The organism is Rufibacter aurantiacus (assembly GCF_017916345.1).
GTDB classification, from domain to species: domain Bacteria; phylum Bacteroidota; class Bacteroidia; order Cytophagales; family Hymenobacteraceae; genus Nibribacter; species Nibribacter roseolus.
In genome coordinates this window covers 70,303-94,998 of record NZ_JAFMSV010000001.1, presented here as the reverse complement: position 1 = coordinate 94,998, position 24,696 = coordinate 70,303, and the positions used below count along the sequence as shown (strand labels likewise).

Annotated in this window: 17 protein-coding genes and 1 pseudogene; 4 read left to right on the top strand and 14 right to left on the bottom strand. The window is 52.7% G+C overall.

Annotated elements, in window-relative coordinates:
- Positions 1–418 precede the first annotated feature (418 nt).
- The 3 genes and pseudogenes from J3P34_RS22305 to kduI form a co-directional block, all read right to left on the bottom strand.
- Positions 419–568: pseudogene (locus J3P34_RS22305) on the bottom strand (LacI family transcriptional regulator); the annotation flags it as partial.
- 46 nt (positions 569–614) lie between these two features.
- Positions 615–1,403, bottom strand: a complete 789-nt coding sequence (locus J3P34_RS00370) for a gluconate 5-dehydrogenase (RefSeq protein WP_210485880.1) — start codon at positions 1,401–1,403, stop codon at positions 615–617.
- 6 nt (positions 1,404–1,409) lie between these two features.
- Complete coding sequence (kduI, locus tag J3P34_RS00365) at positions 1,410–2,252, bottom strand: 5-dehydro-4-deoxy-D-glucuronate isomerase (protein WP_210485878.1); 843 nt, start codon at positions 2,250–2,252, stop codon at positions 1,410–1,412.
- 585 nt (positions 2,253–2,837) lie between these two features.
- Here kduI and J3P34_RS00360 point away from each other — a divergent pair.
- Both J3P34_RS00360 and J3P34_RS00355 read left to right on the top strand, forming a co-directional pair.
- A complete protein-coding gene (locus tag J3P34_RS00360; RefSeq protein ID WP_210485876.1) occupies positions 2,838–5,588 on the top strand; it encodes an NTP/NDP exchange transporter in 2,751 nt (916 codons plus the stop codon).
- 8 nt (positions 5,589–5,596) lie between these two features.
- Positions 5,597–6,049 carry a Crp/Fnr family transcriptional regulator gene (locus J3P34_RS00355; protein ID WP_210465728.1) on the top strand — a complete coding sequence of 151 codons (453 nt, stop codon included), beginning with the start codon at positions 5,597–5,599 and terminating at the stop codon, positions 6,047–6,049.
- Here the strand turns inward: J3P34_RS00355 and J3P34_RS00350 are convergent.
- From J3P34_RS00350 to J3P34_RS00310, 9 genes are all read right to left on the bottom strand, one after another.
- A complete protein-coding gene (locus J3P34_RS00350) occupies positions 6,015–6,626 on the bottom strand; it encodes an HD domain-containing protein (RefSeq protein ID WP_210485874.1) in 612 nt (203 codons plus the stop codon). The genes J3P34_RS00355 and J3P34_RS00350 overlap by 35 nt on opposite strands.
- Before the next feature lie 124 nt (positions 6,627–6,750).
- Positions 6,751–7,917: an adenylate/guanylate cyclase domain-containing protein gene (locus J3P34_RS00345; protein ID WP_210485872.1), complete on the bottom strand. Its 1,167-nt coding sequence runs from the start codon at positions 7,915–7,917 to the stop codon at positions 6,751–6,753.
- A 42-nt stretch (positions 7,918–7,959) separates the two neighbouring features.
- Positions 7,960–10,170 carry a tetratricopeptide repeat-containing sensor histidine kinase gene (locus J3P34_RS00340; RefSeq protein WP_210485870.1) on the bottom strand — a complete coding sequence of 737 codons (2,211 nt, stop codon included), beginning with the start codon at positions 10,168–10,170 and terminating at the stop codon, positions 7,960–7,962.
- Between the two features lie 105 nt (positions 10,171–10,275).
- Complete coding sequence (locus tag J3P34_RS00335; protein ID WP_210485869.1) at positions 10,276–14,058, bottom strand: S8 family serine peptidase; 3,783 nt, start codon at positions 14,056–14,058, stop codon at positions 10,276–10,278.
- Between the two features lie 761 nt (positions 14,059–14,819).
- Positions 14,820–16,697: a patatin-like phospholipase family protein gene (locus J3P34_RS00330; RefSeq protein WP_210485868.1), complete on the bottom strand. Its 1,878-nt coding sequence runs from the start codon at positions 16,695–16,697 to the stop codon at positions 14,820–14,822.
- 301 nt (positions 16,698–16,998) lie between these two features.
- On the bottom strand, positions 16,999–17,988 hold the full coding sequence (locus J3P34_RS00325) for a Gfo/Idh/MocA family protein (RefSeq protein WP_210485866.1): 990 nt from the start codon (positions 17,986–17,988) through the stop codon (positions 16,999–17,001).
- Positions 17,989–18,143: 155 nt separating this feature from the next.
- Entirely contained in the window at positions 18,144–18,776 is a 633-nt protein-coding gene (locus tag J3P34_RS00320; protein ID WP_210485864.1) for an HD domain-containing protein, read from the bottom strand.
- A 15-nt stretch (positions 18,777–18,791) separates the two neighbouring features.
- On the bottom strand, positions 18,792–19,415 hold the full coding sequence (locus tag J3P34_RS00315; protein WP_210485862.1) for a carboxypeptidase-like regulatory domain-containing protein: 624 nt from the start codon (positions 19,413–19,415) through the stop codon (positions 18,792–18,794).
- The gene (locus tag J3P34_RS00310) at positions 19,402–19,986 is read right to left on the bottom strand and encodes an RNA polymerase sigma factor (RefSeq protein ID WP_210485860.1); all 585 of its coding nucleotides are present in this window, start codon (positions 19,984–19,986) and stop codon (positions 19,402–19,404) included. Before J3P34_RS00310 ends, J3P34_RS00315 begins: the two co-directional genes overlap by 14 nt.
- 366 nt (positions 19,987–20,352) lie before the next feature.
- Between J3P34_RS00310 and J3P34_RS00305 the strand changes: the two genes are divergently transcribed.
- Together J3P34_RS00305 and J3P34_RS00300 are read left to right on the top strand one after the other, a co-directional pair.
- Entirely contained in the window at positions 20,353–21,042 is a 690-nt protein-coding gene (locus J3P34_RS00305) for a DUF421 domain-containing protein (RefSeq protein WP_210485858.1), read from the top strand.
- 10 nt (positions 21,043–21,052) lie between these two features.
- Positions 21,053–21,745: a DUF421 domain-containing protein gene (locus J3P34_RS00300; protein WP_210485856.1), complete on the top strand. Its 693-nt coding sequence runs from the start codon at positions 21,053–21,055 to the stop codon at positions 21,743–21,745.
- Positions 21,746–21,935: 190 nt separating this feature from the next.
- On the opposite strand, the gene J3P34_RS00295 is transcribed toward J3P34_RS00300, so the two are convergent.
- The gene (locus J3P34_RS00295; protein WP_210485854.1) at positions 21,936–22,796 is read right to left on the bottom strand and encodes a universal stress protein; all 861 of its coding nucleotides are present in this window, start codon (positions 22,794–22,796) and stop codon (positions 21,936–21,938) included.
- 423 nt (positions 22,797–23,219) lie between these two features.
- Positions 23,220–24,692: a M28 family peptidase gene (locus tag J3P34_RS00290; RefSeq protein WP_210485853.1), complete on the bottom strand. Its 1,473-nt coding sequence runs from the start codon at positions 24,690–24,692 to the stop codon at positions 23,220–23,222.
- Between the last annotated feature and the right edge of the window lie 4 nt (positions 24,693–24,696).

Below are 24,696 nucleotides of genomic sequence, written 5' to 3'. Positions count from 1 at the left end.
ATTAGGGTCTCCAAGCCTTGTTCCTGGGTCAGATCGAGGCCCCAGACCTTCTGGTTGGAAAGCCCGGGCTGCACGGTCTCGGGGGTAGGTTTTCTGCCAGGCGGCTCGGGAGAAGTCCAGCACCTCTGTTGAGGGACTGTCAGTGCTTTTTGGAGAGGAGAAACAAGTCTCTATCGGTTTTGCTTTGTAAGTCAGGAAAGGAAAGGAAAGGGGCTTCCTTTGTTGTTATCCTGTAAACAGGGAATTGATAGAGGATGAAGCTATCCTTGGCGTTTAAGTGCTGTTTTCAGGAAATCGGGCCCAAAACCATGGGTAAAGTGCTTAGGGCCGATGTTCTTTATTCCTTACCCAAGTCTCTTTTGAGCGATGATCCCCTGATGATGAGTTCAGGTTTGAGCACCGTTTTCTGGGCCAATTGTTACTGATCCGGCTCGGTTTTGAAATGCTCAAAGAACAGTTCGGCGGTGATGCGGCCCATGGTTAAACTGAACTGGTCCACCGTGGTGAGCACTGGGTCAGAGAACGACGTAAACGGCTCGTTTCTGAAACCTGCTATGGCGACCTCCTGGGGTACTTTGAAAAATCCACAACACTTTTCCTTCGGTCGCTAAGCCTTACCGCTCGTTGCTGGGTTTCCCGATGGTGGCCAGAATGCCGCCGTCTACATATACAATTTGTCCGTTCACAAAATCGCTGGCTTTGCTGGCCAGGAAAATGGTGGCCCCCGCCAGATCCTCGGGGTCTCCCCAGCGCCCAGCCGGGGTACGGTGGATGATGAACTCATTGAACGGATGCCCGTCTACCCTGATGGGGGCGGTTTGGTCGGTGGCAAAATACCCCGGCCCGATGCCGTTCACCTGCACGTTGTACCGCGCCCACTCGGTGGCCAGGTTCTTGGTGAGCATCTTCAGGCCGCCTTTGGCCGCCGCGTAGGCAGAAACCGTGTCACGCCCCAACTCGCTCATCATGGAGCAGATGTTGATGATCTTGCCGGCCCGGCGCTCCACCATAAACTTGCCCACGGTCTTGGACATAATGAACGGACCGGTCAGGTCCACGTCCAGCACCTTCCTGAAATCGGCTACCTCCATCTCCAGGGCGGGGGTGCGTTGGATCATGCCGGCGTTGTTCACCAGAATGGAGATGGGGCCTATTTCCTGCTCGATACGGGCGATGTTCTCTTTGGCAAGTTCCTCGTTAGTGACATCAAACAGATAGCCTTTCACGTCCAGCCCTTGTCGGCGGTACTGCTCCAGGGCGCGTTCCATTTTCTCCGGGGTATTGCCGTTCACCACCAGGGTGGCGCCCGCTTTGCCTAGGGCCATGGCCATGGCCATTCCTAGGCCGTGGGTGGCGCCGGTTACTAAAGCTACTTTACCGCTTAAATCAAATAAATGAGTCATGAACGGCTATTTAAGGTCGGTGGTGGCTACTTTGTCCATGTCGTTGTAATCCAGGTTCTCGCCGGCCATGCCCCAGATAAAGGTATAGTTGGAGGTTCCGGTGCCCGAGTGGATGGACCAGGGTGGGGAGAGCACCGCCTGTTGGTTCTGCATCCAGATATGGCGGGTTTCCTGCGGCTCGCCCAGGAAGTGGCAAACCGTCTGGTCCTCGGGTACCTCAAAATAGAAATAGGCTTCCATTCGTCGGTCATGGGTGTGGGCAGGCATGGTGTTCCAGACGCTGCCGGTTTTCAGTTCGGTGATGCCCATCTGCAGCTGGCAGGTTTCCACTACGGAGTTGATCAACACCTTCCGGATAGTGCGGGCGTTGGCGGTCTCCAGGGAACCCAGTTCCACGGTCTCGGCCTCGCTTAACTGCACCTTCTTGGTAGGATAGGCGTGGTGCGCGGGCGCCGAGTTAAAGTAAAAGCGGGTGTCGGCGCCGTTGGGAGCCGGGTGGAACAGGACTTCCTGCACGCCCTTGCCTATATACAAAGCCTCTTTGTTCTTCAGGATGATTTCCTCGCCGTCAACCGTGATGGTGCTGTCTGAAGACACGTTGATGATACCAATCTCCCGCCGGTCCAGGAAGTTCTCTGACCGCAGGGTTGGGAAGGTGTCCAGCCGGACCGGACCGTTTACCGGGTGCACGCCTCCTACAATCAACCGGTCATATAAGGTATAAGTCAGTTGGATAGTGTCTGCCTGAAAAAGGTTCTCAATCAGAAAGTGCTCGCGAAGTTTGGCGGTGTCATATCCCTTAAAATCGGCGGGGTGAATGGCGTGCCGGGTGGTATGGTGGAGGCTCATAGCTTTGGCTTAAATGATGTAATCGTTTGCGCAAATTACAATTTTACCAATCTGTTAGGCTGTGTTGGGTAAGAAAGATGTTTTGCCTGCGCAGAACTGGTGCCTTACTGACGCTGCTAATCTTTCACGCTGTTGTTCTTCTCCCTTACCGGGACGGATATTCCATTTGCCCAAAAACTGTCAGGCTAAAAATTTTCCGGGTTCTGGTATGATCTACTCTCAGCGAGGATTTTTCCCTTTGACCAAGCAGAGAGATTGGCTCAAGGAAAATCCATTAAAAACCATCCAGCGGAAATTGTTTGCTTTTACTCAGCGCCAAAGTGAAGTAGAAAATGGAGGATGGCAGAGGCTGCGGGAATACGGATTTACACCGTATAAAAGCTGTTAATTGGCGTCTTTGGGCCTTGTTTTATAAATAAGCCAAATAAATTTTGTATTTTGGATGAGGTTAGAAAACGCCTATAGGTGAATTGAACCCCATACCCGCCACTATCTGAGTTTATAGGGAAATCCCCAGCCAGGTATAGATGTTGTTTTTTGATGTTTCGCAGGAGTTGTGTACCATGAACAGAGGAGAATTCATCTATGCATTACAAGTTCTATGCACTTCTCAACATCAAGCCTTCTGAGTATAAGATAGTCCGGCAGTTGTTTTTGGTGCAGTTCTTCCTGGGTATTGCCACGGCCTTCCTGTTTACCAGCACCTTGACTATGTTTCTGCATTCCTTCTCAGTGCAGCATATCCCGGAGGTGTACATTCTGTCTGCTTTGCTGTTATTGGTGGCCAACTGGGGCTACTCTAGGCTGGAGCACCAACTCACCTCGCGCAAGTTGCTGGAGAAAATCATTCTCTTCTCGGCGGGTTCCCTGCTTTTTACCTGGGTCACTATTTCATTCCTGGATTTCAAGTGGCTTCCATTCCTGCTCTCGGCCTGGAACATGGTGGTGTATATGCTGGTCAGTTATGCCTTTTGGGGTATGGCGGCCATTATTTTCAATGTGCGGGAAAGCAAGCGCATCTTTGCGGTGGTGGGGTCCGGCGATATTCCGGCTAAACTGATGGGGTACGCCCTGGTGCCGGTACTCACGCCCTTCATTGGGGTCAATAACCTGCTGTGGATCTCGGTGCTGGCTTTTGTGGGCGCCTACCATTTCTTGGGCAAATTTCAGCACCGGGTAGTAGACCGCACCGTGCATGCTCCGCACCAAAGCCTCATGTTGGCAGCCCAGGAAAAGGCACCATTCCGTTCCTCACTTATCACCCGGCTTTTTTACAACCGCCTTATCTTTTCCATCGCGCTGTTTTCGCTCATCGCCTTTACTGTGTTCGCGCTCATTGATTACACGCTGCTGGGTGAGGTAAAAGCCAGGTTTGCCAAAAGTCCTGATCTGGCCATTTTCATTGGGGTGTTTTTCGCCGTGGGGCGGGTACTGGCCATCTTCTTCAAGCTTCTGTTCAGCAGTCGGGTCATCAGTAGGCTGGGGTTAACCAATGCTCTGCTGCTTTCTCCGGTGGTGGTGCTGGTGTTGACCGGCCTGTTGCTTTTGCCCGGAGAAAGCGTGAATACCATCCTGTATATCTTTGGGGTGATGGTGCTGCTTTCTGAAGTGTTGAAGTCTGCGGTGCAGGAGCCGGCCTTCTTTATTCTTTTTCAACCGCTTGAACCCCACGTGCGGCTCAAAGGGCACTTGGTGGCAAAAGGCTACATGCTGCCCTTTGCGTTGCTGGGTAGCGGGGCTTTCCTGCTGCTTTGCTACGAACTAAGGGGAGAACTGGGCATTCATTTTATTGCGCAGGTGCTCTTTGTGTTGCTGGTGCTTTGGATCAGTTCTGTTTTCCTGGTGAAGAAAGAATACCTGCGCACCTTGGTGCGGGCCATCCGGAAGGGGTGGTTTACCGGTTCTGAGCTCTTCCTGCATGACGGGCCCGTGCAGGAATTGCTTCTGAGCAAAGCCACCAGCAACAATCCCAAAGACGTCCTCTTGGCTTTGGAGCTGTTGGAGCGGTCGGGGTACCGCAAGTTGAAACAACTGCTTGAGCACCAATTTGACAGCCCTTTCTATGAGGTGCGCCGGTTTGTCCTGGCCAGCCTTATCAGGCTGGAAGGTAAGAACGTGCTGGACCTGGTGCAGCAGCAGTTGGCCTCGGAAAAGCCCGACCCTTTGAAGCCCGAACTACTCAAAGCCTATTACAGCCTGGTTCCTGAAATCAGTGTCGCTGACCAGGCGGCTATGGCATCAATGGAGCCGGTGGCCTATCAGGCGGCCTTGGTGGGGTTTCTGCAGCGGCAGAACGAAGATGCGAAAGAAGTGGTGCAAATCGCTTTGAACGCCATGGTGGATACGGGCAATGCCCCTCACCAGCAACTGGTTCTGGACATTCTCTGGGAAGCGCCGGCCAGTGGGTTCCAGGAGGTACTGGGCAAATTGCTGAACTCTGATTTTGAGCCGATTTATAAAAAAGCCATTGAAACCGTGGGCCGGGTGAAGGAATTCAGCCTGCTGGGGCAAGTGGTGGAAACCGCCAAAACACACCAGGCCTGGCACGCCCTGCAGAAATCATTGGTATATTTCGGAGACCCGGTGTTTACGGCAGAGGCGCTTAAGTCTCGGGCCCAGGCGGCTTTTGTACGGGCGGTGGTGCTGGCCGCGGGTAAGGTGAAGGGGGAAAACTCCACTGAATTCCTGCTGGATTTGCTGGCCCGGGAAGAGGGGCCCACCGGTGACGTTATTGAGGCCCTTTGGCTAAAACAGGCCGAAATGAGCAATGAAGGCCAGAAGAACCTGGATGCCTGGCTGAGTAAGAACCTGGCGAGCTGCCTGCAGAAAACCTCTGTCTGCCGCGAGCTCAGGACAAAACCAGAACTGCAGTTGCTGGCTACCACCCTCACCCGGGAGATAAACCAGGATGTGCTGCTGCTGCTGAAGGGCCTGGCCCTCCGGTACGACCGCCAGCAGATTGGCCGCGTTATGAGCCTGCTGAAACTGCATGATGAATCCCGAATGGCCAATGCCATAGAAATTCTGGAGCACCTCATCCCCAAAGCCTGCTTTCTGCAACTGGACCGCATCCTGGACTTCACCAGTGAGTCACCAGACGAAGGCAATAACCCGAATGTAAGGATCAAACACGAAGTACCGGCCTCGATGATGGTGGCCTCCATCATCCAGAACACCCAGATGCAGTGCTCCGCCTGGACCAGATCAGTGGCTTGTTACCTGCTGCCCCAGCTTGGAATTTCCTCTGCCCAGATGATTCTTTCCGATGAGGAAAGGCTCCCGCAGGATCTCCTCTTCCAGGAGACAAAAGAGTATGTTTTATCTGCCTTAAAGTAATCTGTACTATGTTACTCATTGAAAAGGTACTGACGCTACGGGCCTCAGAAATATTTAGCGAAACCCCCGAACCGGAGCTGGTGGAACTGGCTGGCGTGCTGGAAGAAATCCATTTAGCGCCGGGTACCGTCTTGTTTGGGAAAGGCGAGATTGGAGACAGCATGTACATCATCTACAAAGGCCGGGTCAAAATCCATGACCATGAACACACCTTTGCCGAGCTGGAGGAAAACGAGTTGCTGGGAGAACTCTCCATCCTGGATACGGAACCCCGGTCGGCCAGCGCCACCATCTTGGAAGACGCCATCCTGCTCAAACTGGCCCAGGAACCGTTCTATGAGATTCTGCTGAACAACGCCGAAGTGCTCAAAGGAATCCTGAAGACCTTGTGCCGCCGGCTCCGGCAGATGGATGCCCGGCTGGTGTCTACGCACCAGTCTTCTGAAGTTGACTTGTTTTGACTTTCAGTTCCTGCAGGTTGGCCTGTTTGCGGCTTTCCCGGTTTTGCTGGCAGTACTTTGTAAAGTAGTGGTGTTTCTCCAGGAAGTTGATCTGCATCTGTATCCATTGTTCCTCTGTCTGCAGAATGCCCAGGGAAAGCAGTTCTCGGTACAGCCGGTCGGCAATGGGGGCATAGTCATCGCGGCCAAGGTAATCCAGGTCCGCGTCGCAGATCACCTGTTCCAGCTTGGTCTGGGGGCTCTGAGGCAGCTTGGTAGCCATGATGAGGTGACCTATGGTTTCTATGTCCCGGGGGGAAAACCCAAACATCGGTAGTTCCTGCCGGGCTATCTCGCAGCTCATTTCTTCATGGTTCTGGTAGGTCTTCACAAAACCCGCATCGTGGTAAAGAACCGCTACCTTCAATAGCAGCAGCTCTTTGGGGGCTTTGAATTTCTCTGCCAGGGCAATCGCCTCGGCCTGTTCCAGAACATCAAGGGTATGGGCAATACAATGGTAGGTAAGGTGCGATGCCAGGCCAGTCTGTAGTTTCTGGATGACGTGCTGCCTAATCTGCGGAAAAGGGGTAGGGGCCATACGGGTTATCAAGGGTTAGTGCTGCAGGCCATAAGGGGCGTTTTAAAGCAGATTTCAGGAAAAAGGCCGTAAAACGACCTCATCGGGAAGGGTAATTTGAAGAATACAGGCTAGAAAGCCGCCTTTACTCTCTCTTATTTAACTTACTCTGCACAAAGTACATGTCTACCTCTCCTTTGTTTTTGGCCGGCACCTTGCCCCGGTACAGGCAACTGAACCATTCTTTCACGGCCTCAAAAGTAGTCTCAGAGATGTTGATTTTACCGCCCTCTCCGCTGGACTCTATGCGGCTGGCCAGGTTCACAGTATCGCCCCAGATGTCATAGGCAAACTTCTTGCGGCCCACCACCCCTGCCACCAACGGACCCGTATGGATGCCGATGCGTAAACTCCACGGTACCAGGCCCTGGGAGGCCCTTGCCTCGTTCACGCGTTTCATGTGCTCCTGAATTTCAATAGCGGCCAGAATGGCGTCTACCGCGTGGGTCTGGTTAGAGACAGGAAGGCCGCCGGCGCACATGTAAGCATCACCAATCGTCTTGATTTTCTCCAGGTTGTTCTTCTCCACAATGGTGTCAAATGCCAGAAAGCAGTTGTTCAGCTCAGACACCAGCTCATTAGGGGAAAGCCCCTCGGCAATGGAAGTGAACCCCACAAAATCGGTGAAAAGGACGGTGGCACTTTCGTAGAACCGGGGCGTGGCCGCTCCCGTCTCCTTCAGTTCGTTGGCTACCTCCAGGGGCAGAATGTTGAGCAATAGCTTCTCAATCTCTTCTTTTTGCCGGTTTACCTGCTGGGTGCGTTCCTCTACTTTCTGCTCCAATACTTCGTTGGCTTCCTGGAGTTCATGGATGAGGTGTTTGTTTGTGCGGCGCAGCTGGAAAGCCTCAATGGCGTTATCAAGGGTGATTTTGAGTTCTTCCTTGTCCCAGGGTTTTACAATGTAACGGTAGACCTGCCCCGTGTTGATGGCCTCCACCACAGATTCCATATCGCTGTAACCCGTCAGGATCATCCGGATGGTGTCTTTGTCCTCGGGCAGGTTTTTCAGAAACTGGACGCCCGTCATCCTGGGCATGCGCTGGTCGGTGATCACCAGGCTGGCATCCAGCGACTTGAGAATCTCCAGCCCTTCTTCCCCGGATTTGGCCGTGTGCACGTTGTAGTGCCGCCTGAACGCTGACTTAAAGACAACCAGGTTATCCTCCTCATCATCTATGTACAGAATGGAAGGTTTCTCTGAGGCTTGGGTAGGGAATGAAACAACTTGTTCCAAGGTCATGTTTTCCATGGTTTATAGGGGGGATGAATGGCGGTCTGTACAGGTAGCTAATTATGAAACAGTCTCTAATTTTAGGTTCTGGGAGGCTGGGGTGAACTGCAGGGGAATCCGGATGGTGAACTCGGTCCCTTCACCGGGCCGGGATTCTACCTCTATTTTGCCTTTGTGCTTCTCAATGATGCCGTAGGAAATGGAAAGGCCTAGCCCCGTGCCCTCACCCACGTCTTTGGTGGTGAAGAAGGGTTCAAAGATGTGTTTCTTCACTTCCTCAGACATCCCTACCCCGTTGTCTCTGATCTTGATCACGGCATAGTCATCATCGGAGTAGGTTTTGATGGCGATGGTCCCTTCTCCCGGAATTGCCTGGGCGGCGTTGTTGAGGATGTTCATGAACACCTGGTTCAGCTGGCCGGGGTAACAGTTGACTTCCTGCAGGTCGCCGTAGTTGCGCACAATCTTGATCCGGTTTTTCAATTGGTTGTTCAGGATCACCAGGGTAGAGTCCAGGCCTTCGTGCAGGTTGGCTTTTTTGAGGTTGTCTTCGTCCAGGCGGGTGAAGTTTTTCAGGCTTTTCACGATTTCCTTTGTGCGGGTGGCGCCGTTTTTCACGCTGGAGAAAAGCTGTTCAGATTCTTCAATAAGCTCTTCCACCTCCAGCTCTGCCTTGAGTTTCTCCAGCTGCTGCAGCTGCTGGGTGTTATCATTGCCGGGTTTCAGCTGGAAGTATCCTTTGGCTACCTCCATGATATCAGTGAAATTGGCACGCAAAGATTCAATGCCCGCCGAGACGAAGTTGATGGGGTTGTTGATCTCGTGGGCCACCCCGGCGGTAAGCTGACCCAGCGAGGCCATCTTCTCTGACTGCACCAGTTGGTCCTGGGTGTTCACCAGGTTATTGTAAGTTTTCTCCAGATTATCCCGCTGGGTGGCCAGTTCCTCTTTCTGCGCGTTGATCTCTTCGTTTTTGTGTTGCAGCAGCCGGTTTACTTTCACCTTGTTCCGGATGTTGAAGAACAGCCCTACCGCAATGATGATGATCAGGCCCAGCACCGCCAGCAACGCGTTACGGAAAACCTGTTGCCGCTGAAGGCTGGCTTGTTTCAGTTGGCTGTCTTTGGTGAGAAGATCTATCTGGTTCTGCTTTTTTTCATTCTGGTAAGCGGCCTCCAGGTTGTTGATTTTCTCCTTGGTCTCGGCGTTGTACAAGGTGTCTTTGATGCCCAGCAGCAGTGATTGGTACCGATAGGCTTGGCGGTAGTCTGAGAGTTTCTGGTAAGACTGGGCCAGGCCGGCGTAGGCGTCCTTCAGTTCATAGTTGGCTCCTAATGAAGTGGCAATGTCTTTTGATTGGTGGAAGGTGGATAAGGCTAGGTTTGCATGGTTCAGCTTCAGATTGATCTGCCCGATGTAATTCAGGGCTTGGGCTTCTTCCAGTTTGGCCGCCACAGAGTTGGCAATCTGCCGGGCTTTCTGGTGCTGTTCCAGGGCCATGGGCAGATCTCCGCGGGATGCATACACCTTCCCGATGTTGTTCAGGGTATAGGCCACTTTGTCTTTCACCCCCGCGGCATTCAGAATCTTCAGGGCCTCCTGGTAATAAGCCAGCGCTTTTTTGTGGTCTCCCTGGGCAAAGTAAATCTCCCCGATGTTCACCGTGAGCGTACCCAGCGTGGTCTGGTCCCCGATCTCTTTGCTGAGGGGCAGGGCCCGCAGGTAGTAGGCCAGCGCTTTGTCCAGGGTAGCGGGGTTGTTGTAGTACTCGGCCCCGATGTTCAGGAGGGCGGTGGCAATCCGGAGTTTGTCGCCGCTTTCCTCGGCCTTTTTCAAAGATTTGAGGTAAAACTCAATGGCTTTGGCTTCCCAGCCTTGGATAGAGTAAATGACCCCGATGTTGCTGAGCATGTTGCTGGCGCCCACTTTATCTCCTAGTTTGTTGAAGATGGCCAAGGACTGTTCCCAGTAGCGGATTACCTCGGGGTAGTTTCCCTCGTTCACGGAGGCCAGGCCCAGGCTCTTCAGGGCATAGGCTTCTCCCTTGGGGAAATTATAGGTCTTGGAATCGGCCAACGCCTGTTTTGCATAGGAAATAGCTTTGGCCTGGTCAGAACCGTTATAGGCTTTGCTCAACTCCAAGAGAATATTTACCCTGGATGTGTCTCTGGCTGTTTTGAGAAGGGCCTGCAAGCTGTCCTGGGGTGTGGGTTGGGCTAGCAGTAGACGGGAGAGAAAGAAACAAAGCAGCAGCAACGTTGAATTTTTCATACCTCATGCATTTAAGTGCTTCTACATTCTTGAATCCAACCGCCTTCCCCGGGAAGTTACCCGAAGAAGGCGGTTAGGTTCAGTCTTATTGGCCAGAGGCAAAGCCTATTCCCGCTTCACCAGCCGGAAGGATTTCACCTCGTTGCCGTATTCTATTTTCAGCAGGTACACCCCGGAAGCCAGGTGGCTGGTATTCAGGACCGGTGCGGACTTGCCCGCTGGTAACTGCTGGCGTTTCAGGCACGTTTTTCCCAGAACATCTGAAATGGAGACGGTCACCTCTGTTTCCCCTAAGGCGCTCAAGTCCAGGGAAACTTCATTCCCGATAGGGTTAGGAAATACTCTGATAGCGCCGCTTTCTTCAACAGGAGCAGCTTCCAGTTTGCTGGCGATTACCCCCTGGAGAGTAGTGTTGGCACAGGGAGAGGTAATAGCCACGTTGGTTTTGCACCTGGCCGAAGTGGAACTGGCGTCGGAGGCGATGGAAGTCTTTTTGGTACCCTGTATACTGGTCAGATTCCAGGAGACTTTAGTGCCGTCAAACTCCACGGAGAAAGCATAGTTTCTACCCGGTTTGAAGATGGTCGGGATCCTGGTGTTGTTCACAAAACAAGGGGGCTGGGCTCCGGCGTAGGTTAGTTTGTTTTCACTGTTGAGCGGTAAGCCTACTGTGATGGTATTGGGGTTTTCATAATAGAAATGGGCGATGTAGTAACCCGGTCTGCTGGATACCTGCACGCATTCCAGAATAGGTTTCACAGCCCTTACCCCGGTGCCTATAGGGTTCACAAAGAAGTTGGCGGGTTCTCCGTAGGTCACGTTCACGTTAGGGGAAAGCAGCGAAGCCGGCGCCCAGCGGTGCGTGCCCAGCGTGTAACCGGTGATGAGGTTGATGGAATACAACCTGGAGAGCACCTCGTCTGCCTCGTTCAGGATCAGGATTGATTTCTCATTGTTGGCCGGTCCTACGGTATTGGTGTTCAGTACCCTGGCGGCATTGATGACCCGGGCCGCATTGAGCACCCGGGCGGCATTTATCACGCGGGCGGCATTCATGAGGTAGGTGGCATTGAAGACAGACGAGACGTTCAGTTCGCTGGTGTATACCTCATTGAGCAACCTGCTGCTCACGTTCAATACCCGGGTGGCATTGATGACCCTAGCGGCACTGGTCTCTGCCAGATCACTCACCAAGAAACTCCGGTTCCTGATAGCTTCCAGGTTCAATAGCTCAGCTTCAGTGACCAGGGCCACCTTGTTGGTCTGGAGCGACAAGTGAGATTGCAGGAGGCTATTCCGGACCTGTTCCACCCGGTCGCTCGTGTTCCGGACGGGCGTAGGGAAGTTGAAGTTGTAGGCAAAGCCGGTGAGCGGCGCGCCTTCCGTAATAGCCACATCCCGGGCCGCTATTTCCAGGGCTATTTTCTCTATCTGCAGAATGCCGGGTTCATACACCACCTCGTACTTATCGGCCCGAGCCAAAAATGGGTGGGTAGGCGCAAGCGATGGGGTAACAATATAAGCACCCACATCGCTCAGGTCAGTAGCCAGGGTAGTGAAAGCGATGTTACTTGCCCTGAGGCTATCATTGGGCGTAAAGGTTGCGGTAAAGGTGGGCAAGGCATCGCCGTAGCCCTTGGTTGTATTATTGGCTTTGATGGTGATAAGCGTTTTGGGGAACAGGTACAGCGGTTTGGAGCAACCACCGTCCCCGCCCTTGATGCTGGTAGAGGGGCTGCAGACCTGGATGGACGGATTGCCGGTGTAAGTGGGGATAACTGTCTGCAGTTCGGTTTCACTGATAAAGGTAGTAGGTAGTTCAGCACCCGCGAACTTGATTCTGGAGATGCTGCCCTGGCTGGAGCCCTTGAAATAGTGCCCGGTCACAATCAGTTTACTGCCTGGCGTAACGCCTTCCGGGGTTGAAATGCTCAAAGCAATTGGAGTAGGAGTGGCAAAGGTGGAGATGGCGTTGTCTGGCCTGATAAACCCGTAGCCCGTGGCTACATCTGGGCCACTTGGTCCCATGTCCAGCGCCGTGGACCGCAGGAGGCTTCTCACTTGGGCCGGGGCCAGCGTTGGGCCCGAGAACCTCACGTGCGCTTCCATGAGCAGTGCGGCGGCAGCGGCGGCATGCGGGGCCGCTGCGGAAGTCCCGAAGAAGTTAAAAAATGAATCCCCGTCATTGTACAGAGTACCGATCGGAACGGTGGTATTGCCGCCGTTGGGCGCGGCAAAATCTGGTTTGCTCCGGGCCGGAGTGCCGGAGGCTAGCAGGGGAGTGCCGCCTCTGGAGGAAAATGAGGCAATGGTGGGCAAAGGAACATTATACCGGGGAGTATTGGAGTACAGAACCGCACCCACTGTCATGGCACCGGCAGAGTTGGAGTGGCCGGTGATGGTGGAAGTGCCGGTGCGGTACTCGCCAATGGCAGCATTGCCCCTGAAGATGATGTACTTGAATACCACGCTAGGGTCCAACGTAGTACTGGCATTCTCCACCACAATATTGGCGGTGGCGCCGCCGGCTGTTACATCAAAGGACATGCCCTCAAAAGGAAACGTACTGGCCCGGTTATGCCCCACCAGAATGTTTCCGTTGTCATCAGTGAGGTAGAAGTCCAGGTCCTGGCCGGTAGCACTATACCACTGCATACCCAGGGTATAAGCCCCTTCGGGCAGGAAAACGCGTTGCCGCACATCACCGCCGCCAAAATTGTGTTTCCGGTTTGTGGCAGGATCTACAGGGGTGTACACTCCCTGGTAAGACAACTCCCCGAAGTTACCGGCCGCGGAGAAGTAAGCGACGCCCTGAGCAGCCACCTCGTCTACCGCCTGCCCCACAATCCCATCCTGGAAGAAAGGATCATCTATGTAGGTGATGTCGTCTAAAATGATGTTACAGCCGGCTGCCTTCAAATCCCTGATGCCCTGGGCCATGTCAATGGGGCCGTCAAAGCCGGTCCGGAAGGCCAGCGTTGCTTTAGGAGCGACATCATGGATAATCTCCAGCATGGCTCTTCCTTCATCGGTGCCTAGGGCAGAGTTAGGGGGGAGATCTCTTAAAATCTGGATTGGAACGGTATTGAGAGGATTTTCGGGACCGGGTAAATCACCCTGCCTTACTCCCAGCAAGGCTCCGTTTCCCAAACGGGCATTGTAACTGTCAGATAAGACCCCAATCTTGATTCCCTGGCCCTGAACGCCAAAGGCGGTCCGGAGGAGATCGGTGCGCTGGGCGCGGTCTCCCTGGGTGGTAGTGGCACCTACGTTGGTCAACGGGGTGAAAACCGGCATGGCCAGGTCCAGGTTGGCCAACCCGTTCAGGTTAGACAGTTGGGCAATGGGTAGCCAGCCGGTGATGTGCAGGTTACTTACTTTGGGGTCTAAAAGTCCTAAGGTTTTCAGATCAGTGAGCAGGGCAGTGGTGGCTCCTGATACCGCATAAAGGCTGATGAACACGTAACTCTGTCCGTTCACTTGCTCTATCTGGTAGACTTTGTTCGTGGTAAGTACCCCTGAATTAGGTAAAATGCTGAGTTCTGACCCAATCTTAGTAAAGTTCTTACCCGGCGAACTTATCACGGGTTTAATGTTGCCGCTGGTGGTGCAGGCAGTGGAGCTGCCGCTGGCCGTTACTGACTTAGGTTTGCCGCTGGGCCCTGTCACGGTCCAGGTGAGCACCGGGCAGTCAAACTTGGCTGAAAACGCGGAGAATACCCGGCCAGGCTTGAAAACGGTAGGTACCTGCCCGGCGACCACTTGGGCGTTACAAGACAAAGTACTGTTTTCCGGGGGCACGGTTATGTTTGATTTACTGGGGTTGTTGTAGCCAAAGACGGCCTCAAACTTGTTTTCGGCCGGAAGCCATTTGACGCACTCCAGCATGGGGACAATTTCTGTATCGGTGGTTTGGGCAAACCCATTAAAAGGTAAATAAAAGAAGAAACTGAAAAAGAAGGAGCAATAGAGAAGAAAGGTCCTGATCGCAGCAGAAATAGAAGGTTTTCTGATTTGAGTCTGAATATGTAAGGTATTGGTTGCCATCATGAAGTGCTTCAATAAGGTGATATAAAGGAGACCACTTTGAAATTGAAAACGCCTTCTAAATGCTGGGGGAAGGAGGGCGTAGCAAAGGACAAGAGAAAAAGAAAAGGCAAACTGCTTTTGGGTATTGATTAAAAAGGAGAAAGGAATGGTGAATGAAGCAGTTTTCCTGCTTAAAGGTGATGTTTGTTCAATTTCGCATTAAAAAACTATCAGGTTCACCCAAACAGGATTGTTTTGATAGCTTTTTTCCTGAACTGTGCTAAAAACCGTTACTTGGGAATATGAACGGTGGCGAGAGTCCTCTGATTTTTGTTTAATCAACTCAACTAAAAAGTTGGTCATTTATAAAATTTCCTGCCAATGTACTAAAATGATTGGCTATTTTCAAGGGAAACCGCAAGTAATTGGGTGCACGCACCTACAGGACGTCTGTGCTCTTCAGGATAATAGTACAAACCGAGGTTTTTCAAACAGGGTAAATCTGTTTTGGACCTGTTTTTCCTAAAATACCTTTTAAACAGATGCTGTTCCCAAACCCTGTTTCCAGCATTTGGTTGGCCGGTAAAAAGGCCACTGATAAATGCTGCTAAGGGGCTCATCTAGGCTACATGGGCCTTCACCTTTATCTGGGTTCTCAGGGCATCAAGGTTAGTTGTCTGGAGGAATTCTTTCCCGTAGGCATATCCCGTGGCGGCGATGGCATCAAAGTTCTTCATGTCCAGGAGGCTGAACTTACCTACCGGTGGATTCAGGAAAAGGTCAAGGTCATTGATTTGTTTCCGCTGGTGCACCATGCTGGAGAGAATGGTGGATTTGAGCATGATGGCGGAGATGCTGGGGCTTTTGTAGCGTTTAAGGAAGGGGAGGAACCTGGAAAAGAAGAGATGCCAGCCGCCCGGCAGATTGGTGTAGTTCAGTTTATATTCCTTGTCTTCTAAGAGGTTGATGCCAATGAGTTTTCCGCCGTACCGGGCTTTCATGACATCTACCGGGAAATTGTTGAAGGAAGCGCCGTCAATGAGCAGGTTGTTGCCATCTACCACCGGCGGCAGCACCCCGGGAATGGAAACAGAGGCCGTGACGTATTTCCAGAGAGGACCGCGTTCATGCACTACCATCTCTGAGAGGGTGTAGTTGCTGGAGATGCAGAAGAAGTTAAGCCATAAGTCCTCAATGTTCTTTTCCCCGAAGTATTTCCGGTTGGTACTCTGGAGTTTGTGGCCTTTGATAAGCGAGAGCACGGGCAAGGTGTAATCATTCAGGGGCTTGTCAGTCACAAAAGCGCTTCGTCCTTTCTGATAAATCTCCTCAGGGTCCCATTCATGGGCGACGGCCGCGGCAATGATGGCACCTATGCTGGTACCGCAGACCATGTCAATGGGGATGTCGGCCTCGCGCAGTGCTTTAAAAACGCCGACGTGGGCAAAGCCTTTGGCCCCGCCGCCGCCCAGCACCAGCCCGATGCCTTTGTTTGTGAGCATTCGGGCCAACCGGTTCAGGTGTCGCTGGTCTTGTAGCCTGATGTTGTAGTGGCGGGAAACCGGCCTAAGTTCCAGCATTTCGTGGGTTTGGGTGGGAGTCTCGGTGGCAGGAGGGTACAAAAATGCTACTTCAGTGGCCTGTTGCAGTTGCAAATCGTCGCCAGAGAACAGGGATTCCTCCACCTGTGAAAGGGCGGTTCCCTGGGCAGCCTCGGTCAAGAGCAGGATTTTATCGGCCTGACGGAGGCAATGACCTGTCCATTCCTGGTCCTGTGGGTCGGCCTCGAAAATCACGTAGCCTTGGTCTACTTCCTGCTCGGCGAGCCAGTTGTGGATTTCAAAAAAGCGCTCCTCCTCCGGCATTGACCCGTTCCGCAAGGGTTGAGGCAACAAATCTTTGTGGACATGCCTGATATGGTAATGCCCATGGAAAGCTTCAACCAATTGAGCCGTGAACTCCCTGGTAACAGAACTGGAGGTAGCGGGCACCAGGACAATGTTGGTGTATTTGGCCGGCACACGGGTGTGGTGCATGGCAAAGGTGAGCCGGTCAATGATCAGCTTGGAAAGATTAACCGCTACCTCAGGGTGGTGGGTCACCAGTTCATCAAAGTCTGATTTGAGCAGTTTGGCCAGCATACAGGTGCGCATGGCCACAATGGTAGCGGTGCGGGCCTCGCCGGTGATCAGCGCCATCTCGCCTACGCTTTCGCCTTGGGCAACTTCCCCTACTTCGCGGGCCTCTGGCTTAGCAAAATCCACCCAGGCCTTCAACCTGCCCGAGACCAGAAGGTACACGCAGTTGCCCACCTCACCTTCGCGGCACAGGATTTCGCCCCGGTTTAATTCAACCCAACTAAACTTCAGCAGCAACTCCTCCACCACGGATTCTTTTAAATGCGGGAACCGGGCGCTGATGAGGCGCTTCAATCTGGCCAACCGGGACCCGTGGGGATGATTCTCCTGCAGGGGTTCCGGAATAAAGTTCTGTTCCATCGGGCTGAATTTTAGAAGCGTATCACATTGAAATAAAGCTAGTTAAAATATAAATGAAATGATAGGCTATTTAAAGGTTTATGACTTGCCAGAAATGGAGTAATGCTGGGAGCAGGCGTTCATAAAAACAGGGGAGTCTTTTGCTGTTCACCAAAGCTTCTTGTGCTTCTGACAGGATGATGGTTCGCCTGCTTAACTGAAGGGTGGCAGAAAAGACCCCGGGTGCCTGTTTCAGGGCCGTTATGGAGAAAACAAGCGCTAAACAGGCACCCGGAAAGGAAGTGCAATAGGAAAGGAGAATTTACCGGCCCACGATCTGGTCCATGACCCAGGCAGTGCGGGCCGCAGTCTCGCCGGTGCTGGGGCATTGGCCCTGACCTGTGAGTTCTTCTACAATGGTCTGGATGAAAGGCTGCTGCACGTGCTGCGGTGGGGGTAGAAAGAACTCCTCCGTTCCCTTTTCGGTCTCCAGTTTGATAGGCTCCAAGGCGAAAGAAGGAAACGTGATGCGTCCCCGGCTCCCGATGATCTCAATCTCATCCCTAAACTGGCCGGGTGCCACGGTAAAGCACCAGATGCCGGTGCCCAGCACACCGTTCTGGAACCGGAACTGCCCGGTCACAATGTCCTCGGCAGGGTAGAGGCCAGCCTGGTTCGCGGTCTGCCCCGAGGCGCTGGCGATAGGACCCAGGAGGTAATCCAGGTAATCCAGTTGGTGGGAGGCCAGGTCAAAGAAGAGGCCGCCCCCGGAGATCTCGGGCAGCACCCGCCAGGGCAGGTTCTGCTGGTCCAGGTTGTCCTGCGCTGGATGGAAAAGCCTGATGTTGACGAATCTCACCTCGCCAATGGCGCCACTGTCTACCAGTTCTTTCACCTTCAGGAACGAGGGCAGGCGCCGGCGGTAATAGGCCACATACAAAGGCACCCCAGCTTTCTGGCAGGCGGCTACCATTTCCTGGCACTGCGTGTGGTTCAAGGCCATAGGTTTTTCTACGTACACCGGTTTGCCTGCGGCGGCCACGGCCAGGGTGTACTCCAGGTGGGAGCCGGGCGGCGTCGCGATGTATACGGCATCCACCTCGGGGTCCTGGATCAAGGCCTGGGCATCATCGTACCACCTGGGCACGCCGTGACGCCGGGCGTAGTCCTGAGCTTTCTCCCCATTTCGTCGCATGACGGCCACCAGTTTGGAATGGGGTACTTTCTGGAAGGCCGGACCGCTTTTCACCTCGGTGACATCGCCGCACCCAATAATGCCCCACCGGATGGTTTTTGTAGTTTCTTCTGCCATGGCATTTTTCGCCAGTTTTTTCTAAACCGGCCCCTAAATGTAGGAGAGAATCCACGGAAAGAGAAAGTGAATTACTTTTTTAGAGGAAAGTAAAGAACACCCGGTTTCATGGCTGATTTTAGAAAAGAAGGCCTGAAACTCAGATAGGGGATTTGCTACGGTCTTAGTAACTCCAACTCTTTTTCCAGGTTCTGACGGGCTTGTCCCTCCAGTTTTGCCTTGAAGAATGCTGTTTGGAAGATACTCTCCTTTTCCAGGAAATGCCGAAGCACCTTTTGGCGGCCACTGTTATACAGGAAATCCGGGTAGAGGCTGTATTCTTTTCTGATTTGTCTGCTGTACTGCAGGTAAGCATTCCAGGGAGCACCCAAGATGGCTAAGTCAAAATCCAGCAAATAGCTAACATCAGAATTGCCGTCGGAAGCATGTGTCTTGGTGGCTAGAATCATCTTTACAGCGGTGTTTGCCTCTGCCAGAGAAATGCCTAGTTCCTGAAGCCTGGAACAAGCCAGTTGCGCGCTTTTTTCCTCGTTGTCTGATCTGGTGGAACGGTACACGGCATCGTGGTAGAAAATGGCGAACTTCACTAGGTCGGGTGCGCCGGGGGTTGTTTGGTATTCCTCGGCTAACCGCAACATGGCTTCTACGTGCCGCAGGTTATGATAATGCCTTGACTTACCCGAGTACGCTTTTTCCAGTTCTTCCCATAATCGCGTGATCAATGCCTGATCTGCGGTGTAGCGCGAGGCCAGTTGCTGCCACGTCTGGCGGAGGTAGTTGTCCATCATGTTAGCAGTAGAAACTTATTCTGCCTTTTCTAAGGTAATGTTAACCTGAGGGCTGGAGGAGTTGACTTCAACTTCTTTGGTGCTAAAGTCTGGGTGCGAAACCATGATCCTTGATTTCTGGCTCTGTATTTCCAGTTCAAATCCGCCGCCCTGGTTTGTGGTGGTTTTGGTTTTGCCTCCAACTACCTGGATGGTGGCGCCGGAAACAGTTTGCCCGTTGTTGTCTTCTACGCGTCCGGTTAGTCTCCAGGCCTTTTCCGTTTCTCCGGTAGTGGTCTGGAAGTGGTTGTGGTTGGCAAAGAACTGGTGGTACACCACCTCACCAATGGCGAAGAGCAGCACCAGCAGTACGGCCGCCGTTTGCCAGGCTGGCCACTGAAACACCTTGCGTTTGCGTTTCTTTTGGGCCAAAAAGTTTTTGAGGCGCCCGCGGGTTTCCCGCACCGCCGATTTTACGCGGTAAGGCTGGGAGAGCGACATACCTTCCACCAAATCAGAACACATCTCGCAGGAAAGCAGGTGCCGTTCCAGTTGGTGGCTTTGGGGAGCGGATAGTTCCCCGGCTTGGTATTGCCGCAGCACCTCAAGGGAAGGGTGCTCCTGCATGTCCCAGTCTTCGGGAAGGTTATTCCTGCTCATAGTTTTTATCCATGTAGATTTTAAGGTTTCTTTTGCCGTTCTGGATGTGGCTTTTCACTTTGCCCATCTCCAGTCCGGTCAGCTCGGCCACTTCTTTGTAGCTTTTTTTCTCCAGGTAGAAGAGCTCCACGCAGGCGCGCTGCTCAGGTCCCAGGGTGGTGAGGGCCTTTGAGAGCAGCTGCAACTCCGGTTCATGGTCCGGATCGTTTGCCAGGGTGCTGGCTGCTTTCTCTACCATTGGTAGCGTTTTTTCGTCAATCAGGTCGGCGCCCCGCTTTTTCTGGTTCCGGAGGTACATGAGGCAGTAGTTCTTGGAGAGCACGTGCAGCCAGCTTTTGAAATTGCCGATCTCATGTTTGCGCAGCGCGGGGATCAGCTGCTCAAAGATGTGCATGGTGGCGTCTTTGCTCTCGTCCTCGTTCTTCAGGTACTTGAGGCAGATCAGGTACACCATCTCTGTGTAGCGCTCAAACAACTGCCCCACCAACTCCACGTCACCACTTTCCCGGTACTGCTGTATCAGTTCCAGGTCTTGCGGAGGCTTAGCGCGGGAGAATAGCTTTAGAAACATGCAGCGGGTCAGTAAGCGGGTATAAATAAAAGGATAATAACTAAAAGTAAAACATACCTGTCTTGGCCTTTTCTATTCTTTGAAGGTAAGATGCTGTATCGGCGCAGAATCCATAAACGAGAATTGAATTTTTTTCTTTTCTCTCCTGCGTATTAACCGTCCCCGTGTAAGAGTAGGTTTTTGGTATATGAGCTTTCCCAGTTTAGGGCCTGTTTTGCCCAAAGAGGCCCTAAACAAACATTAGAATTTAAGAAAAATTAACCTTGATTAGAGGACTGCAGATCTCTCTTTAAGGAAAGCATCCGTATTAATCCCCTAAGAATCAGGGTAACTCTGTTCTGTTGCCACCTCGTATTGCAGAAGGTTATGAAAAAAGAAGAGATCTATTTCCCAGACTGGCAACGGCTCCTCATCGGGAACACGCCCTGGGAATTCATGCTGGAGGTCTTCATCCGGACCATCGTGATATACATTGCCTTGCTCATCGTCCTGCGCCTCATGGGAAAACGCATGAACGCGCAGCTCACCATATCAGAACTGGCCGTGATGGTTACCCTGGGCGGAATAGCCTCGGCGCCTATGCAGTTGCCCGACCGGGGTATTCTGCTGGGCATTGTGATCTTCATCTGCGCCTTGTTCTTCCAGCGCGGCATTAACCTGTGGGCTTTCCGGAGCCGACGGATGGAAGAGATCACCCAGGGACAGCTTTCCATGGTATTAAAGGAGGGCGTATTGAATATCAATGAGATGGAGCAGGCACGCTTGTCAAAAGACCAGGTGTTTGCGGCCCTGAGAACTCATAATATCCACCATCTGGGCCAGGTGAAACGGCTGTATCTGGAGGCCTGTGGCCTTTTTAGTGTGGTAAAAGCCAAAGACCCTAAACCGGGACTACCTATTTATCCGGCCAAAGACCGGGAGTTAATGGATTCCCTTGATGTAGATAAAAATCACCAGGCCTGTACCCGCTGCGGTACCATAGCTCAGGCCATCCAGGTGCAAGACCAGCCATGCCCCAACTGTTCCTGTGACGAATGGATTCCGGCGGCCAAATAAGTAAACGAACATGAGACCAGAAGAAATACAAATCACCGATTGGTTGCGGATAGTGCTGGGCGAGGTGCCTTGGATTTTCCTTTTGGAAGTGGTGATCAGGATTGCCATTATCTACTTTATTCTGATGTTTGCCATGCGCGCCATGGGCAAGCGGATGTCCTCTATGCTGAGCCGTACCGAGATGGCCGCCCTGGTTTCCCTGGCCGCCGCGAACGGGGTGGCGCTCATGGACCCTTCCAGGGGCGTGCTGCCCATTGTGATCATTGCCGTGGTGGTGGTGGGCGTGGAACGCTTTATTGCCTGGCGCAGCACCCAGGATGCCGGTTTTGAGCGGAAAGTGATGGATGACATGGATATTCTGGTGAAAGACGGCGCGCTGCAGTTGGGAGTGATGGAACGCACCCGCATTACCCGCGAACGCCTGCTGGCCCAGTTCCGCCACGAGGATATCTACAACCTGGGCAAGGTGCAGCGCACCTACATGGAAGCCAACGGCGCCTTCACCATCCTGCAGTACCCAGACGAGCGGCCCGGCCTTTCCATTATCCCGGAGATAGACGAGGAACTGCGGCAGGAACAGAAAACAGAGCCCAACATATTTGCGTGCGCCACCTGTGGCCATGTAGAAAAGCAGGCCCAGAAGCCCCAGACTATCTGCCCTAACTGCAACAGCCAGGATTGGAGCCCCGCCGTTGTTTCCTGAATTTAATCTGTTTTTGGGAAATAGGTCCCAAAAGAATACCAGGTTGAGAAGACCATTTAAGTTTAAGAGAACGCAAAAAGCCGGGCAGTTTGTCCGGCTTTTTGTTTGAACTATGAATGATGAGGAGAAAAAATGCGGCCTCTGGATTTAGAAGGACAGAGGCCATTGAATGCCCGCTTATGAAAGAAGATTAGAGCCTGATCTTCTTGGGGTGCACCACCAGCAAGGGCAGGTTTGGATAGTAAGATGGGGTTTGCTGATGGCCGGGCTGCAGGAGGTGTTTCCAGACATTGGTAGCGTGGGCACCCACTACCAGCATATCGGCACGGTGGTTAAAGCAGAATTGGCTGATGCCTTCTTCCACCGATGGGTTTACTTCTATGTGTCGGGTAATGCGTTGGTAAGGAAGGCGTTTGCTGATTCTTTCCAGTTCTTCCTCCACAAACTGCCGGGCCGTAGGTTCTTCTTTGGGAAGCACGAAAAGCAACTGCAACTGCGCCCCAAAATAGCCTGCCAGTTTCAGAACCTCGGCCATGTTGGCCGGGCAAAAGCCGTGTAAGTCTATTGTCAGCACCATCCGGCGGATTGGCCTGAAAGAAACGTTACCTGGCACCACCAGCACCGGGCAAGGCACCTGCTTTATGATACGGGCCGTTAAGGATTGGTCTACCATTTCCCGTAACCCGTGCGATGGGTCAGCGCCAAGCACCACCAGGTCAGCGTGTTCTTCCTGGGCCAGGGTAGCGATAATTTGGGAGGTATCACCGTGGCTGATCTTTGATTTATAACCCAGAGAGAAGTCCTCGTCACCGTTTTCAAGATACGTCTGCAGCCGCTTCATCTGGGTTCTTGCCTCTTTTTTCTGCTCTTTTTCCCTGGCAATAGGGCAGTGATTTTCTCCTGAAGCCGCTACCAGAACAGGCTCTTTGGTTTCACAGATATTATGGAATAAAACAATCTCAGAGTTTATGCGCTGCCCAATCTCACCCGCATATTGAATTGCATTTTCAGAGGCTCCTGAAAAATCTGTTGCGCATATAAATCTTCCCATATTTTCTTAGCTTTTAATGTTGAATAAATATCTGTATCAAAAGGTTCCATTTAGATGATGTAAATCATATTTGAAGTTGATAAAATGCTAAACAGGGGGCGGGTATTTTCGCCCAAAGCGGGTTTGAAAGGGTTTAAAGTGGGCAAAGAGGCGCTAAAAGAAAAGCAATTACTTCCTAAGAAGACCTGCTGACCAGAAAACCTCTATTTGGGAAAGGCAAGGAAAACAGCGGGTTAGATACCAAACTATTCAAAGAGGCACTCTCCTGATTCTTTCTCAGCCAGCTTTGGGTTACATTTATAAAGAGGTGGAAAGTAGGATAGAAACGAGAAAGGGCCTGAAAGAGGAATCCCGCTTCGGGCCTGTTTTCTGAAAAACAGGCCCGAAGCGGGATTCCTTATTTTGTAAGTTCAAAAATACCTGCTAGTCGTTCCAGCGCCACTCGCCGGCAATCTTCAGGGGCTCCTTGAGGTTGTTCTGCAGTAGGAAAGCTTTGGTTTCCTCGTCATTCAGGCGCCGGGCCGGGATGGTGTTGGCATCGGCAATGCCGTAGAGGAGCATGCTGCTGAACCGCACGGTATTTTTCAGGCCTTGCTCATCCACCAGTTTGAAAGAATCGCAATCAGCGTGGTAGCAGTCACCGGCGCCCTTGGGCAGTTTGCCGCCCGAGGAACCCCCGGTAGGAATGCCGTGCAGCATGAACGGCTGGTGGTCTGAGTGCAGCCCGGCCCGCGAGCTGAAGCTGTTCTTGAAGGTGGTGTCTATCTTAGCCGCAATAGCCCCGATGCTCTGGAAAAGTTCCCGGCAAGACTCCTGGCTAGCGTTGTAGCCTTTGGGGTCGTTGGTCATGTCATAGTTGAGCATAAAGGCCAATTGCTGCAATTTCTTGTTTTTGATGGCTTCCTCTAAATAAGCCTCAGAACCCAGCAGCCCTTCTTCTTCGCCCATGAACATGACAAACTCAATAGTGCGCTTGGGCTTCAGCTTCAGGGCCTGGAAAGTGCGGGCCATGTCAATGACCGAGAAGGAACCGATGCCGTTGTCAATGGCGCCGGAGGCTAAGTCCCAGCTGTCCAGGTGTCCGCCCACCACCACTTTCTCGTTGGGCAGCGAAGTGCCCTTGAGCGTCGCGATAACGTTGCGCGCCTTGATTTTGCCGGAGTTGTTGGTCATGTCAATCTTCGCGGTCAAAGGGGCTTTCTGTAGTTGCGCCTTCAGGTTCTGGCCGTCTTCCAGACCAATGCACACCGCCGGAATGGGAATAAGTTTGCCGGTTACGGAGGCCGTTCCGGTAAGCAAAGTGCCGCCCGTCACGGTGTTGATGATGATGACGCCGGTGGCGCCGTATTTGGTGGCCAAGGCTGTTTTCTCTGAACGGTGCAGACTGCGGGTACCTTCCGGCGAGCCGGGCAACACACCTAAATACACCAGCGCAATCTTGCCTTTCACTGCATCCGGACGGGACTGGTAATCAGCTTCCAGACCGTTGCCCATGTCCACCACCTGGCCTGTGAGGTTCGCTTTTACCGGCGAGTGCGCCAAAGACACTGCTTTGATGTTCTGTAATTGGTTTGCATTGGGGCCCACCTGCAAGGTCAGAGATCCGCGGCTCCAGCTTTCCACCTCAAACGGCTGGTAACGCACATCGGTGAAACCGTAAGCCTTGAACAGATTATAGGCGAATTCCTCCGCTTTCTTACCGTTAGGGGAGCCCGTCATGCGGTGCCCTATGGCCTCTGAGGCGGTCTTCAAAGAACTATAGGCCTTGGAGTTAGTTTGAACCTCGGTGTTGATTTTCTGGAAAACTCCTGGCCAGGCAGGATCTCCTTGGGCTATTATCTGGAAGGAAAACAAGAAGGCAAAGGCGCTTGCAGCCCAATACTTTTTCTGAAACATACGT

Coding starts and splice junctions, on each gene's coding strand:
- J3P34_RS00300 (WP_210485856.1), top strand. CDS start 21,053: ATGAGACCAGAAGAAATACAAATCACCGATTGGTTGCGGATAGTGCTG.
- J3P34_RS00355 (WP_210465728.1), top strand. CDS start 5,597: ATGTTACTCATTGAAAAGGTACTGACGCTACGGGCCTCAGAAATATTT.
- J3P34_RS00330 (WP_210485868.1), bottom strand. CDS start 16,697: ATGGAACAGAACTTTATTCCGGAACCCCTGCAGGAGAATCATCCCCAC.
- J3P34_RS00305 (WP_210485858.1), top strand. CDS start 20,353: ATGAAAAAAGAAGAGATCTATTTCCCAGACTGGCAACGGCTCCTCATC.
- J3P34_RS00350 (WP_210485874.1), bottom strand. CDS start 6,626: ATGGCCCCTACCCCTTTTCCGCAGATTAGGCAGCACGTCATCCAGAAA.
- J3P34_RS00340 (WP_210485870.1), bottom strand. CDS start 10,170: ATGAAAAATTCAACGTTGCTGCTGCTTTGTTTCTTTCTCTCCCGTCTA.
- J3P34_RS00295 (WP_210485854.1), bottom strand. CDS start 22,796: ATGGGAAGATTTATATGCGCAACAGATTTTTCAGGAGCCTCTGAAAAT.
- J3P34_RS00345 (WP_210485872.1), bottom strand. CDS start 7,917: ATGGAAAACATGACCTTGGAACAAGTTGTTTCATTCCCTACCCAAGCC.
- J3P34_RS00320 (WP_210485864.1), bottom strand. CDS start 18,776: ATGATGGACAACTACCTCCGCCAGACGTGGCAGCAACTGGCCTCGCGC.
- J3P34_RS00290 (WP_210485853.1), bottom strand. CDS start 24,692: ATGTTTCAGAAAAAGTATTGGGCTGCAAGCGCCTTTGCCTTCTTGTTT.
- J3P34_RS00370 (WP_210485880.1), bottom strand. CDS start 1,403: ATGACTCATTTATTTGATTTAAGCGGTAAAGTAGCTTTAGTAACCGGC.
- J3P34_RS00360 (WP_210485876.1), top strand. CDS start 2,838: ATGCATTACAAGTTCTATGCACTTCTCAACATCAAGCCTTCTGAGTAT.
- J3P34_RS00315 (WP_210485862.1), bottom strand. CDS start 19,415: ATGAGCAGGAATAACCTTCCCGAAGACTGGGACATGCAGGAGCACCCT.
- kduI (WP_210485878.1), bottom strand. CDS start 2,252: ATGAGCCTCCACCATACCACCCGGCACGCCATTCACCCCGCCGATTTT.
- J3P34_RS00325 (WP_210485866.1), bottom strand. CDS start 17,988: ATGGCAGAAGAAACTACAAAAACCATCCGGTGGGGCATTATTGGGTGC.
- J3P34_RS00335 (WP_210485869.1), bottom strand. CDS start 14,058: ATGCTGGAGTGCGTCAAATGGCTTCCGGCCGAAAACAAGTTTGAGGCC.
- J3P34_RS00310 (WP_210485860.1), bottom strand. CDS start 19,986: ATGTTTCTAAAGCTATTCTCCCGCGCTAAGCCTCCGCAAGACCTGGAA.